The sequence below is a fragment of the Pseudomonas sp. QD4 genome (assembly GCF_049199125.1).
Classification (GTDB): domain Bacteria; phylum Pseudomonadota; class Gammaproteobacteria; order Pseudomonadales; family Pseudomonadaceae; genus Aquipseudomonas.
Genome location: NZ_JBLZOM010000001.1, coordinates 1,575,579 through 1,588,354, shown reverse-complemented (window position 1 = coordinate 1,588,354; position 12,776 = coordinate 1,575,579). Strand labels below are relative to the sequence as shown.

Genomic DNA, 12,776 nt, shown 5'->3' with positions numbered 1-12,776 from the left:
ACCCTGGCGCAGGAGGCTTGAGATGGAGTTTGAATCGCTGTTCGCCGGCCTGGTGCAAGGGGCATTCGACGCTGGCCCCAGATTGCTGAAGCTTGCCGCGCTGAGCCCGACACAGCTGCTTGCCCGGGGCTTTGATCGGGTGGGGGAACCCCTGGAGTTTCATCTTTACGAAAAGCCGGCGGTGCTCACCCACAAGGGGCGTGAGCTGGGTGTGCTGTTGAAGGTCTACTTTGATGCCGAGCGCCGCCTTGGCTCCGGCCTGGAACTGGGCAAGGGCCTGCGCCTGACTTCGCTGCTGGCGTGCTACCTACGGCTCAGGGGTCTGGAGCAACCGAACCAGGGCGCCCTGGCGTTTTATTTTATTGATGATGAGCGCAGGGAAGGCGCGGTGATTATCGAGGGGAGTACCGTGGTCCGCTTCAGCCAGTGGGATCGAAGAGCCGGGTACCGGGTTGCAACCCTGGAGCGCAACTTTCCCGAGGCGGGGCCTTGCCAGGACCTGGCGACCTCTATGGTCAAGCGCACCCTGCACCCTTTGGCGCTGGAGTCGGTGCCCTCGCGTCGCACCGGCAACCCCGCCTTTGACCGCTTGCGTCGCGCCTGGCCCCCACCTCTGTAGCCGCTGCCGAGCCCGCGAGGCTGGCGGGCCCTCTAAAACGCCGCAGAGTGTCAGGTGTTCGTACGTTCTCGCACGGCTCAGTCCTCCCCCAACAACTCAAATTGCGTGCTGCCCAGGCATTCGCCATTGACCAGGATGTGCACCCGGTGGCTGCCGGCGTAATGCCGGCGGGTGCTCAGTTCGCGGATGTGCTGGGCGCGGCTCAGGGTTTCGCGGGCATGGGCAGCGAGGGTCAGCGCCTTGAGCTTGAACACCTTGGCCGACGTGGCGTCCGAGGCCTTGACGTAATCGATGGCGTAGTCGACCACCAGCTTCTGGCTGGCGGCAGCCGTCGAGGCCAGGGTGAAGGACAGATTCACCCGCTCCCCCAGGCGAATGGTCGGCGGTTCGATCCGCAGGTCCAGCAGCTCGACCTCGGCCCGGGCACCGGCGCCGATGATTGCCAGGGCCCGGCGGTCGCCCTGCTTGATCAGGCTGCGCAGGGCATGCCGGGCAATCCACGCGGTGTGGCGGTTGTCCAGGGGCCAGCCTTCGATCAGGTCCAGGACCCAGCTCGGGTGATCCTTGGTGATGTCATTGAGGTGGTTGGCCACCGATTTGCGCACGTACAGGCTGGGGTCGGCCTTGAGCGCGTCGAGGATCGGCGCGGCCAGCGTCGGGTCGGCCTGGATCTGCTCCAGGCGAAAGGACCAGGGCAGGCGCGGGCGGCTGCCTTCACTGGCCAGGCGCCGCACATGCTCATCCGGGTCCAGCGCCCACTGCTGCATCAGCGCCAGGGTGCGCTGCGGGTCGCTGCGCAGAAAAGGCCGTATGGCAAATTCCGAGGAGCCGAACCCGGTGAAAAACTTCAGCGCCTGCATCGAGCGCTCGAAGGCATGGGTGCCATGACTGGCCACGTAGTGCGGCAGGAACATGCACACAAACCGGCTGTCCAGGCGCGGCGCCAGGGCTTCCAGCAACCCCAGGCTGGTTTCGTAGTCCAGCGCCAGCACGCTGTGCAGGCTGTCACTGACCCGGGCCAGGCGCTGCATCACCGATAACTCGGCCAGGCCCTGGCTCGCGTGCTTGAGAAACCCCCGGCGATCGAACCCCGGATACACCGCCAGCATTTCGTCGGCGATATGTTCCAGGCGTTGCTGGTTGAAGATTTCTTTCAGCGCAGGTGCGCTTTGCTCGGCGGTGGTCATCGGCAGATCCGTTCAGTGGCAAGGCCCGGGCACTCTACAGCAGGGCCCTGACAGTTTATGTCAGGAGCCGCAGGCTGGAGAGAGGTGGCGCGGCGTAGCCCTTGCAAACCCGGACACCGCGCTGCCCGGGAGTCAACGCCAGGGCGTTTAACGCGGTGGCGGCAATGGGCTTTCGACCTGCTCGTCCAACTGGTCGGCGGCAAACAGCCGCGCCAGTTCATTGCGCGCCTCCTGGGCGGTCTGCAGTACCTTGGCCGCGTCGTCGTACACCGCGTGCTGGGCTTGCAGCACTTGTTCGTCGTGGCGGGTAAAACGCTGGATGCGCGAGTCGGCCTGGGCCTGGCTCAAACCGAGGCCGACCAGGGTCCGTCGGCTCATTTCCAGGCTCGAATAATAGGTTTCGCGCACCGCTTCGGCGCCCAGGTCCACCAGCTTGTGCACGTGCTGGCGGTTGCGGGCACGGGCGATGATTTTCATGTGCGGGTACAGCTTGCGCACCAGGGCGGCGGTCTGGATGTTGGTGTCCGGGTCATCGGTGGCGATCACGAAAAACTCGGCCTCGCCGACCTTGGCCGCATTGAGGATCTCGGGGCGCATCGGGTCGCCGTAGAACACCGGCATACCGCCGAAGCTGCGGGTCAGTTCGATGGTTTCCACCGAAGTGTCGAGGGCCACGAACGGCACTTTCTGCGCCTTGAGAATCCGCGCCACAATTTGCCCCATGCGGCCCATGCCGGCGATCACCACCCGCGGCGCGTCGCTGTCGATGTCCCGCAGGTGCGCCGGCACTTCCACCGGCTTGCTCTTGGGCACCAGCAGACGCGAGCAGGCCAGCAACAGCAACGGGGTCATGGCCATCGACAAGGTAATGGTCAGCACCAGCAGGTCATACAGCCGCGCCTCGAACAGGCCCTGGTCACGGCCGATCTTGAACACCACGAACGCAAATTCGCCGCCCGCCGCCAGCACCACCCCCAGGCGCACGGCGCTCAAGCGCCCGAGCCCCCCGGCCAGGCGCCCGACCACGTACAGCAACGGCAGCTTGAGGCCGATCAGCAACAGGGTCAGCCCGAGCACCGCCAGCGGTGCGCTGAACAGCAGGCTGATATTGGCCCCCATGCCGACGCTGATGAAAAACAGCCCCAGCAGCAAGCCTTTGAACGGTTCGATCTGGGCTTCCAGTTCGTGGCGGTATTCCGAGTCGGCCAGCAGCAGGCCGGCGAGGAACGCGCCCAGGGCCATGGACACCCCGGCCAGATCCATCAGCCAGGCGGTGCCGATGACCACCAGCAGCGCGGTGGCGGTGGACACCTCGGGCAGCCCGGTGGCGGCCACCACGCGAAACACCGGGCGCAGCAGATAACGCCCGCCAACCACCACAACTGCAATGCTGCCCAGCACCTGCAGGCCGTGGGTGATGTCCTGGGCGGTGCTGGTGTGGTGGTCGCCGCCGGCCAGGGCCGGTACCAGGGCGATCAGCGGGATGGCGGCAATGTCCTGGAACAGCAGAATGGCAAACGCCAGGCGCCCGTGGGGGCTGTTGAGTTCCTTGCGTTCGGCCAGGCTTTGCAGGCCGAAGGCAGTGGAGGACAACGCCAGCCCCAGGCCGAGGACGATGGCGCTGTTCAGGGGTTGGCCGAACACCAGCAGGGCCATGCTGCCGATCACCACCCCGGTCAGCAGCACCTGGGCCAGGCCGACGCCGAACACCGCCTTGCGCATCACCCATAGCCGTCGCGGCGACAGCTCCAGGCCAATGATGAACAGCAGCAGCACCACCCCCAGTTCGGAAATATGGCTGACGCTCTGCGGATTGCCGATCAGCCCCAGCACCGACGGGCCGATGATCACCCCGGCAAACAGATAGCCCAGGACCGCCCCCAGTTGCAGGCGCTTGGCCAGGGGCACGGTCAGCACCGCCGCGAACAGAAACACGACGGCGGCTTGTAACAGGTTGCCTTCATGGGGCATGGGCTTACTCCGGGGGATGGGCAGCGCTGGTTGACCTTGGCCAGCAGGGCGCGACCCAGGATAGGGGGATAAGGTTACGACCGATCGATGGCCGCTGGCGTCACAACTGGCTGCGCCAGGTACTGGTAAATTCTGCGGCCGCCGGCGGCAGGCGGTTCAGCAGGGCCACCGCGTTGTCGCCCTGGTTGTAATAGACCAGGAAGTCGCCGTGTTCAAAGCAGACCATGAAGCCGCTGAGAATGCTTGTGTCCAGGTGCGGCCATGTATCGAACAGCGCGGCAACATCGGTGATCAGTTGACCCGCCAGATGGCCGGCGCCGAGGGTGGCCAGCAGGTCTTCGGCACGCCATTCGCAGCGTTGCCCCGGGTCCAGCTCGAAGGCGGGCGTCAGGTGCAGGGGCTGATGGTCGGTGCCGACGCTTTCGCCGTCGCTGAGCAGGAACATCGACAGCAGGCTGGCATCGCTGCAGCGCCATTGCAGGTCGCCGCAGTCATCCATGACCCGCTCGCCGGCAAAAAAATAGTGCTCGTTGTCCAGCCCGGCCAGGCGCTTGCCGATCAGGCTGCGCAGTCGTTGCAGGTCGAGGGCCTGGCGTTCGGCACCGGAGGTGCGGCAGTGTTGGCCGCTCACGCCGTGGCCTGGGGGGCAGCGGCAGTATGGGGCGCCGGGGCCTGGGCGAGCAGGGGTGGCATCGGGCAATCCAGCAGGTCGGCCACCGTGCGCATCAGCTCGGCTTCGGCCACTGTCACTTCGCCGTCGTATCCGATGCAGCGGGCCATGGCGCCGAGCAGCGTCGGGCGTTGTTCCAGTGTCAGCTGGCGCAGGCGGAGCAGGGCCTGGTCCAGGTGTTCAAGGTCGGTTTCAGTTGCTTGCGGGCGCTCGAATGGCAGCTCGGCCCAGGCACAGGTCAGGGCCAGGCGTGCCTGCTCCGGGGCGGCCTGGCCGGCGTTGGCCAGGGCCCCGAGCAATACCGCCAGTTCAGCGCTGCACTGGGCCAGGGTCCATTTGGACTCGGCGGCCGGCAGGCCTTCGACATTGCGCTGCACGATGCGCAACAGGGTCCACTCCAGCAGCTCGACCTTGGCGTCGGCCTCGATCAGGTGCCGGAGGTTGTCCATGAAGACCTGCAGTGCGCCCTTGTCCAGTTGCTTGAGGGCCGGGATGACCAGGTCCAGCAATGGCAGGCGCAGGCCCGGATCAAGCTGCTCCAGAGCCGGGCTCAGGGAGTCGACGGCGCCCCGTAGCGCAGCGTCGGTGCTGCCGGCCAGCTGTTGCCGTTGCAGGTCGCGGACCGTTGCGATTGGCGACAGCAGCAGGCCGTAGACCAGGGCCTGGGCCCCGGTGCTGCTGCGGGCGCTGTCCTTGAGCCGTGGGTCGAGGCTGGCCAGGGTCTGTTGCGCCGCGTGCAGGTGGCCCTGTTGCGGCGCGCCGATGGTGGCAATCGAGGCCTGCACGGCGGCCAGGTCAAACACCAGTGCCGCCGGCGCAGGGGCGACGCTGGGCAGGGAGCTGAGCACTTCGGAAAAATCGAGGTCGCTGCTGCCGCTGGCGGCGGGCAGCTCGACCAGGGCCACGCTGGGGAAGTTGCCGTCCCAGCTCGGCTCGATCCGGCGAATGCGTTCGCCCAGGGGTGGGTGGGTCGCCGAGCCACCGCTGGCGGATAGCGTCGCGCCTTCGCTGAAGTAGAGATGGCTGAATTCGGCGGCGTGGGCGGCGTCCAGTTTGGAGCTGGCGGAGTAGCCGCCGATCTTTTTCAGGGCGCCGAGGATGCCGGTCGGGTTGCGGGTGAACTGCACCGCCGAGGCGTCGGCGAGGAACTCGCGTTCGCGGCTGATGGCGCCCTTGATTCGATTGCCGAAAAACGTGCCCACCGACCCCAGCAGGACCAGGGCCATGCCGATAAACAATCCCACGGTCCCCGCCTGGTTGCGCCCGGACTTGCTATTGAGAGCGCTGGAGCCGCTGGCAATCACATTGCCTACCAGGCCGATCACCAGGATGCCGTGGACGATCGCCACCAGCCGGGTATTGAGGCGCATGTCGCCGTTATAGATGTGGCTGAATTCATGGGCGATGACCCCCTGCAGTTCATCGCGGTTGAGGACCATGATCGCCCCGTGGGTGACCCCGACCACAGCGTCCTGGGGCGTGAGCCCGGCGGCGAAGGCGTTGATCCCGGCATCCGGCAGCACGTACACCTGGGGCACTGCGGTGCCGGACGCCAGGGCCATTTCTTCGACCACGTTAAGCAGTCGCTGCTCCTCCAGCCCCCGGGGTTCGAGGTTGATCAAGCGGCCGCCGAGCCGCTCGGCCACCACCTTGCCGCCGGCGCGCAATTGCGCGTGCTTGCTCAGGCTGGCACCGATGACCACCACCAGTACCAGAGCGGCGATGCTCGGCACCATTTGCCAGTTGATGCCTGCCTCGATTTTCATTTCCTGCTGGAGCTGCTGCATACCCACGATCAGCACCACGCTGGTGACGGCGATCAGCGAGATCACCGCCAGGGTCATCAGCAGTACCAGCTGCAGGGTGCGCCGTTTGGCACGGGCCTGGTGTTCAAAAAAATTCATCGGACCGTCCGTGGTGAAAGCGGGTTAGAACGCAACCTTGGGCGCTTGCTGGATCGCCGCGCTGTCGGCGAATTCCAGCAGGCTGGCGTCGCTGCCATGGCCCAGGACCCCGGCCAGCAGCACCGGCGGGAAGCTCTGGCGATAGCTGTTGTAGGCCATGACCGAGTCGTTGTAGGCCTGGCGGGCGAAGGCCAGTTTGTTTTCGGTGCTGCTCAGCTCTTCGCTCAATTGCTGCATGTTCTGCGAGGCCTTGAGGTCCGGGTAGGCTTCCATGGTCACGTTCAGGCGGCCCATGGCGCTGGTCAGGGCCCCTTCGGCCTGGCCCAGTTGCGCCATGCTCTGGGCGCTGCCCGGTTGCGCCGCGACCGCCTTGAGGCCGGCGAGGGCGGTGTTGCGCGCGGCGATCACCGCTTCGAGGGTTTCGCGCTCGTGCTGGAGATAGCCCTTGGCGGTTTCCACCAGGTTGGGGATCAGGTCATAGCGGCGCTTGAGCTGGACTTCGATCTGGGCGAAGGCGTTCTGATAGCGATTGCGGCGGTTGACCAGGGTGTTGTAGATGCTGATGGCACCGATCACCAGCACGGCCAGAATGGCCAAGGCGACGAGGGTGGAAATAGCCATGGTGATGTCCTTATCCAGGTGGTTTTTGTGGGGCGCATGGTAACCGAATTTTTTCTCTTCACGCGCCGCGTTGGTCGCCTGGGGATCGCTTTTTGCCGTCGGAGCGCTGGCCCCGACGTCCATCGGCAAGGGCTGTGAATGATTTCCCCGCGCCGCGGTCCGACCCAGGGTATGCCTTGAATTCTGGAGTGCCTCATGATCGTCAAACCACTGATTGCCTGCCTGTCCCTGACCGCCTGCCTGTCTGCCATGGTGCCCTGGCCCAGGCCCAGGAGGCCGCCGATAAAAGCGTGTCCTCGACCTTCAACGGGCGCGAACTGGTGGTCGGCGACCGTGCCCCGGACTTGTATCAGCGTGAGGTTTCGGCCATCCACGACTGGAAGAAAAAAGGCCTGAAGGCACCCCAGGAGCAAAGCCAGTGGGTGCAGATCAAGGACCAATACGTGCTGGTGGAAATCACCAGCGGCAAGATCCTCGACATGGCGCCGGTCAAGCGCTGAGGCACTGGCCGGACGTCGCCAGCGCGTCGCGGGGTTTGCCAAGCGCGAGCAATTCTGCGAAAACCCTGCGCGCATTCCCCGGCGGCGGGGAGCGTTGAACGAGGGGCAATGATGAACGAGCAGATGAGCGACCAATTACAGGTGATCGATACCCAGTTGGGCGACGGCAAGGCCGTGGTCAAGGGGGCGTTGATCACCACCCAGTACCGGGGCTTTCTGGAAGATGGCACGAGCTTCGATTCCTCCTACGAGCGCGGCAAGCCATTCCAGTGCGTGATTGGTACCGGGCGGGTGATCAAGGGCTGGGACCAGGGCCTGATGGGGATGAAAGTCGGCGGCCAGCGCAAGCTGCTGGTACCGGCGCACCTGGCCTACGGTGAACGCTCCATGGGGGCCCATATCAAGCCCCATTCCAATCTGATCTTCGAGATCGAATTGCTGGAAGTGCTGACCCGCGACGACTGATCCGACCCGCAGTTACCTCCACTCCGTGGCCCGGGCGGCTATTGCCCGTGGGCCACCCTGCCATTGCCGTGCTGCTCTATAACGGGCAGGCGTTGCCACCCATCCAAATGTTTGGCGGCATGCTTGCCAGGCTGGCCGGCCAGGGGTGAAGATGCTCGCCACATAGGGGTAGGGGGTATAGGTATGTCGCACACGCATGCACAGAAAGATGAACTGCTGAAACGGGTCCGGCGCATTCTCGGGCAGGTCCAGGCCGTGGAACGGGCGCTGGAGTCCGGCGCCGAATGCGCCAAGACCCTGCACCTGGTGGCCGCGACCCGTGGCGCCATCAATGGGTTGATGGGCGAGATCATCGAGGCCCATGCCCTGGAGCATGTGGCCAACCCCGAGCTCAGCGATGCAGAGCGGGCCAAGGGCGTCGACGAGTTGCTCGAAGCCATCCGCCGCTATTCCTGACAGGGGACTCCCGCATGAGCATTGCAGCCCAAGCCCGGCATTTTTCTCATCCTCACCTGTTTCTCGGCGCCGGCCACGACGATAACGCGCGCCGAACCCTGTGGGTGGTGGCGCTGACCCTGGTGATGATGGTCGGCGAAATTGCCGCCGGCTATATCACCGGCTCCATGGCCCTGTTGGCCGATGGCCTGCACATGGCGACCCACGCCGGCGCCCTGGGCATTGCGGCGGCGGCCTACGGCTATGCCCGACGCCATGCAGGCAGCGCGCGTTTCAGTTTCGGCACCGGCAAGGTCGGCGACCTGGCAGGCTTTGCCTCGGCGATGATCCTGGGCCTGGTGGCGCTGGGCATTGCTGCCGAGTCGCTGCTGCGCCTGTTCCAGCCGACCCAGGTGGCCTTTACCGAGGCCACACTGATTGCGGTGGCGGGGCTGGCGGTGAATATCCTCAGCGCCTGGCTGCTGGGCGGCCATCACACCCAGCATGGGCATGGGCAGCACGCGGAGCACGGACACGGGCATGAACATGCCCATGACCATCCCCATGAACACGCCCACGCCCATCACGACAACAACCTGCGTTCGGCCTATGTGCATGTGCTGGCCGATGCCCTGACTTCGGTGCTGGCGATTGCCGCGTTGCTTGCGGGGCGTTACCTGGGTTGGGTCTGGCTTGACCCGCTGATGGGCCTCGTCGGCGCGGTGGTGATCGCCCGCTGGGCCTACAGCCTGATGAAGACCAGCGCCGCCGTGCTGCTCGACGCCAGCGACGAGCAGGTGGCCGCAGAGATTCGGCAATTGGTGGAGTCGAGCGGGGACGCCAGCATCACCGATTTGCATGTGTGGCAGGTCGGGCCCCAGGCGCGGGCGGCCATTGTCAGCGTCCTGGCCCAGCCGTCGCTGAGTGCCGAGGCGTTGCGCCAGCGCCTGGCCGCGGTGCACGAGTTGGCGCACCTGACCCTGGAGTACCGCAGCCTGTAATCGCGCCCGGCGCCCTCAGGCATTGTCGGGCGCCAACAGCCCGTGGGCCGAGTAGGCGATCCCGCTCAGCGCCACCACCAGCAGCACCAGGCTGGAAGCCCAGGTCACGGCCCGCTGGTACTTGAGCGTGAGGGCGTGACGCGAAAGCAGGATATAGCCCGCCAGCACCGCGAAATCGATCACCACCCACAGCCCGATCAGCACGCTCACGCTGGTGCTGAACGACGGGCTGACCTGGATGAACCGAGGAAAGAACGAGACAAAGAACAGGATGTCCTTGGGGTTGGAAACCCCCACGAGAAAACCTTGCAGCAGATTCCCGCCTGCCCGCTGCGGCCGTGATCCCTCGGGGCTGGCGGAGCGCTCTGGCGCCCGCAGGCTGCGCAGCCCCTGCCATGCCAGGTAACCGATAAAACAGCAGCCCAGCAGGCTCACCCAGTTGAGCAGGGACGGCGCCAGCTTCAGGCTGCCGCCTAGAATCAGCACCGCCACCAGGGCCAGCAGCAAGGACGCAGCGTTGGTGCCCAGGGCGGTCAGCACGGCGCGCCGTGGACCGGCCCGCAGGCTGGTGTTGACGATCAGCGCCACCACCGGCCCCGGTGTCGCCACCAGCAGCAGCACGCTGAATACATAAAGCCCCACCAGGGAAAGTTGGAGTTGCACGAACGGCCCGCCTTGTAACGAGTGAGAGGTGCATCGAACGGCCGATGCGTCATGGTCCGGCACAGCTTGACCGGCTGACGGCGGGTTTAAAAACCGATAAAGCTGTAACCTTGCATGAGTATTTATCATTGTCGGAGCCGCTGATGGCCGAACGTATTCCTCCGCTTTATGCCCTGCGCGCCTTTGAGGTGGCGGCCCGGACCTGCTCCTTTACCCAGGCCGGGGCCGAGTTGGCACTGACCCAGAGCGCGATCAGCCGCCATATCCGCACTCTGGAAAGCGCCCTCGATTGCCGCCTGTTCGAGCGCAAGGGACCCAAGGTGACGCTCACCGATGCCGGCCAGCGCCTGGCCCAGGAACTCAAGGTGGGTTTTCGGATTATCGAAGAGGCCTGCCTGCCGTTTCGCGGCAACGCCCTGCAACTGCGGCTCAAGGCGCCGTCGACCCTGACCATGCGCTGGTTGTTGCGCGCCCTGGAGACCCTCAGGCAGGCCGAGCCTGAGCTGGAAGTGCAACTGGCCAGTGTGTGGATGGATGTGGACGCGGTGGATTTCCAGGCCGAGCCCTACGATTGCGCGATTTTGCTGGGCAACGGGCAGTTCGGCGCCGGGGTTGATGGCTGCAAGCTGTTCGATGAATGGCTGATCCCGATCTGCGCCCCCGAAGCCGCGCCAACCACGCCCTGGAACCTGCAGCGCTTGCAGGAAGCGCAATTGATCCATCCCTCGCCAGACCGCCGCGATTGGCGGCGCTGGCTCGCAGCGCAAGGGTGGCTGGAGCAGGTACGGCTGGATCGCGGCAAGGTATTCGACACCCTCGATCAGGGCATCAGCGCGGCCATGCGCGGCCACGGGGTATCGATCGGTGACCTGCACCTGGTGGCCGACGACATTCGTGACGGCCAGGTCGGCTTGCCATTCGACAGCGCTGTGGCCTCGGGGGACGGTTATTACCTGGTCTGGCCCAAGGCCGGCCCGCGCCGGGAGAAAATCCTCCGCCTGCGGGATTTCCTGATCGGCGACCTGCCAAGTCTCGCCGGCATCGACCTCAATTACCTGCCCCCGGTGTAGGCGCAGTGCGCGCCTGGCGCCGGATCAGACCGTGGCGGGTGGCTGGCGCAGCATGACCCAGTCGCGGTGTAGGTCGGCGCCGCATTGGAAGGTGGTTTCACCGACGTTGATAAAGCCATTGCGCTGGTAGAAACGGATCGCCCGTGCGTTGGCTTCGCTGACCGTCAGCCGAATGGGCTGGGTGAGCGATTCCAGCGTCTGTTGCAACAGGTACTGGGCGCCGCCGCTGCCGTGAAAATCCGCCGCCAGGTAGCAGCGGGTCAACTCTGGCACCTGGTCTGCCTCGGCGATACCCAGGGCCTGCGGACTCAGTTTGACCAGGCTGTAGCCGATGACCTGGCCCTGGTGCACCAACACCCGCAGCTGTTGCTCCGGGTCATCTAGGGCCGCATTGAAATGCTCTACCTGCAACTGGTCCTGGATAAAGGCCGTGATCTCCGCGGGCGGCGTATTGGCCGGGCAGGCCAGGGCAAAGGTCTGGGCGGCGATCTGGCTGATGCGCGGGCTGTCGGCGTAAAGCGCGTCGCGAACCTGAAAGGGCATGGGGCCTGTCCTCCTTGAGGGTTAGTCGATGGCAGCGGCCCATCATAAACAGGCCACCCCGACAGAATGGGCTGAAAGTGCATTTTTTCAGCCGATTTGCGCACATCCCAGACCAATGTTCGACAGGATCCGCCGCTAGGCCGTGGAGCTTCTATCTGCCTGGAAGTGCGCTCATGACCCGTTCCTCGGCAGACACCGTTGCAGCCAGACCTCATCCTCCCCCCAGCGCTCTCAGTGGGGGGCTGCAACTGCGGCTACGGAAACCGCGCCTTGCTACTATCCACTTCCCGATGCCGATCACCCTTCGTTCCGGAGCGAACCATGAGTGCGCAACAACACGACAGCGCGGTATCCCAGGTGGCCGCAGCCATCGCCGAACCGGCACGCACCAAAATGCTCTGTGCGCTGATGGATGGCCATGCCCGTACCAGCACCGAGTTGGCGGCACTGGCCGATGTCAGCGCCTCCACCGCCAGCGCGCACCTGGGCAAGCTCAAGGAGCTGTCGCTGGTACGCCTGCAAGTGCAGGGCCGCCACCGTTACTACAGCCTGGCCGACCCGCGCGTGGCCCAGGCCCTGGAAGCCCTGATGGTGATCGGTCACAACAGCGCTCCGCGCTTCAGCCCGCGCACCCCGGACCGCCTGCAATTTGCCCGCACCTGCTACGACCACATGGCCGGCACCCTGGCTGTGCTGCTGCATGATCGGATGTGCGAAGCCGGTTGGTTGCAGGAGTTGCAAGACAGCGCGCGGCAGTACCACCTAAGCGCGTCCGGCGAGGCGTTCTTTGCGGGGCTGGGGATCGAGGTCGAAGGGCTCAAGACCTTGCGCCGACGCTTTGCCTGCCCGTGCCTGGACTGGAGCATGCGCCGCCCGCACCTGGGTGGGGCCCTGGGCGCGGCCTTGTTGCAACACGCACTGCAATGTCAGTGGCTGAGCCAGGACCTGGACAGCCGCGCCCTGACCCTGACTACCAAGGGGCGCAAGCAGCTGTCGACACGCTTCGCCCTGCAACTGCCCGAGGCGGGCTTGGCCTTGTCGGAAATGCACGGCGAATCGCCGACGAGGCCATGAAGCGCCAGCGGGCGGTCCCTGGTGCGATAACCAGGGGCCGCTCCCATCATCCG

14 protein-coding genes are annotated in these 12,776 nt (G+C 65.5%); 7 read left to right on the top strand and 7 right to left on the bottom strand.

Annotated elements, in window-relative coordinates; all coding sequences use genetic code 11:
* The first annotated feature begins 22 nt into the window (after nucleotides 1–22).
* Nucleotides 23–619: a hypothetical protein gene (locus ACOZJV_RS06750; protein ID WP_421547163.1), complete on the top strand. Its 597-nt coding sequence runs from the start codon at nucleotides 23–25 to the stop codon at nucleotides 617–619.
* Between the two features lie 77 nt (nucleotides 620–696).
* On the opposite strand, the gene ACOZJV_RS06745 is transcribed toward ACOZJV_RS06750, so the two are convergent.
* The 5 genes from ACOZJV_RS06745 to ACOZJV_RS06725 all read right to left on the bottom strand — a co-directional run bounded on the left by ACOZJV_RS06745 (nucleotide 697) and on the right by ACOZJV_RS06725 (nucleotide 6,972).
* On the bottom strand, nucleotides 697–1,806 hold the full coding sequence (locus ACOZJV_RS06745; protein WP_421547162.1) for a DNA alkylation repair protein: 1,110 nt from the start codon (nucleotides 1,804–1,806) through the stop codon (nucleotides 697–699).
* Nucleotides 1,807–1,953: 147 nt separating this feature from the next.
* Nucleotides 1,954–3,777 carry a monovalent cation:proton antiporter-2 (CPA2) family protein gene (locus ACOZJV_RS06740; protein WP_201130558.1) on the bottom strand — a complete coding sequence of 608 codons (1,824 nt, stop codon included), beginning with the start codon at nucleotides 3,775–3,777 and terminating at the stop codon, nucleotides 1,954–1,956.
* Nucleotides 3,778–3,877: 100 nt separating this feature from the next.
* Nucleotides 3,878–4,408 (bottom strand): hypothetical protein, encoded by a 531-nt coding sequence (locus ACOZJV_RS06735; RefSeq protein WP_421547161.1) that lies wholly within the window; start codon nucleotides 4,406–4,408, stop codon nucleotides 3,878–3,880.
* Nucleotides 4,405–6,351, bottom strand: a complete 1,947-nt coding sequence (locus tag ACOZJV_RS06730; protein ID WP_421547160.1) for a M48 family metallopeptidase — start codon at nucleotides 6,349–6,351, stop codon at nucleotides 4,405–4,407. Before ACOZJV_RS06730 ends, ACOZJV_RS06735 begins: the two co-directional genes overlap by 4 nt.
* Nucleotides 6,352–6,375: 24 nt before the next feature.
* Nucleotides 6,376–6,972: a LemA family protein gene (locus ACOZJV_RS06725; RefSeq protein ID WP_020298791.1), complete on the bottom strand. Its 597-nt coding sequence runs from the start codon at nucleotides 6,970–6,972 to the stop codon at nucleotides 6,376–6,378.
* A 188-nt stretch (nucleotides 6,973–7,160) separates the two neighbouring features.
* Here ACOZJV_RS06725 and ACOZJV_RS06720 point away from each other — a divergent pair, with 188 nt between their 5' ends.
* The 4 genes from ACOZJV_RS06720 to dmeF all read left to right on the top strand — a co-directional run bounded on the left by ACOZJV_RS06720 (nucleotide 7,161) and on the right by dmeF (nucleotide 9,373).
* Entirely contained in the window at nucleotides 7,161–7,472 is a 312-nt protein-coding gene (locus ACOZJV_RS06720; protein WP_421547159.1) for an RcnB family protein, read from the top strand.
* Nucleotides 7,473–7,595: 123 nt separating this feature from the next.
* Nucleotides 7,596–7,937, top strand: a complete 342-nt coding sequence (locus tag ACOZJV_RS06715; protein ID WP_078472728.1) for an FKBP-type peptidyl-prolyl cis-trans isomerase — start codon at nucleotides 7,596–7,598, stop codon at nucleotides 7,935–7,937.
* A gap of 183 nt (nucleotides 7,938–8,120) precedes the next feature.
* Nucleotides 8,121–8,393, top strand: a complete 273-nt coding sequence (locus ACOZJV_RS06710) for a metal/formaldehyde-sensitive transcriptional repressor (RefSeq protein WP_020298789.1) — start codon at nucleotides 8,121–8,123, stop codon at nucleotides 8,391–8,393.
* Between the two features lie 14 nt (nucleotides 8,394–8,407).
* A complete protein-coding gene (gene dmeF / locus ACOZJV_RS06705; protein WP_421547158.1) occupies nucleotides 8,408–9,373 on the top strand; it encodes a CDF family Co(II)/Ni(II) efflux transporter DmeF in 966 nt (321 codons plus the stop codon).
* 15 nt (nucleotides 9,374–9,388) lie between these two features.
* On the opposite strand, the gene ACOZJV_RS06700 is transcribed toward dmeF, so the two are convergent.
* Nucleotides 9,389–10,036 (bottom strand): LysE family translocator, encoded by a 648-nt coding sequence (locus tag ACOZJV_RS06700; protein WP_078472518.1) that lies wholly within the window; start codon nucleotides 10,034–10,036, stop codon nucleotides 9,389–9,391.
* Between the two features lie 143 nt (nucleotides 10,037–10,179).
* Here ACOZJV_RS06700 and ACOZJV_RS06695 point away from each other — a divergent pair, with 143 nt between their 5' ends.
* The gene (locus ACOZJV_RS06695; RefSeq protein WP_421547157.1) at nucleotides 10,180–11,106 is read left to right on the top strand and encodes a LysR substrate-binding domain-containing protein; all 927 of its coding nucleotides are present in this window, start codon (nucleotides 10,180–10,182) and stop codon (nucleotides 11,104–11,106) included.
* A gap of 24 nt (nucleotides 11,107–11,130) precedes the next feature.
* Here ACOZJV_RS06695 and ACOZJV_RS06690 read toward each other — a convergent pair whose 3' ends face one another.
* Nucleotides 11,131–11,649, bottom strand: coding sequence for a GNAT family N-acetyltransferase (locus ACOZJV_RS06690; protein ID WP_078472517.1), 519 nt, complete (start codon nucleotides 11,647–11,649; stop codon nucleotides 11,131–11,133).
* 321 nt (nucleotides 11,650–11,970) lie between these two features.
* On the opposite strand from ACOZJV_RS06690, the gene ACOZJV_RS06685 reads away from it, so the two are divergent.
* Nucleotides 11,971–12,723, top strand: a complete 753-nt coding sequence (locus ACOZJV_RS06685) for an ArsR/SmtB family transcription factor (protein ID WP_078472516.1) — start codon at nucleotides 11,971–11,973, stop codon at nucleotides 12,721–12,723.
* Nucleotides 12,724–12,776 lie beyond the last annotated feature (53 nt).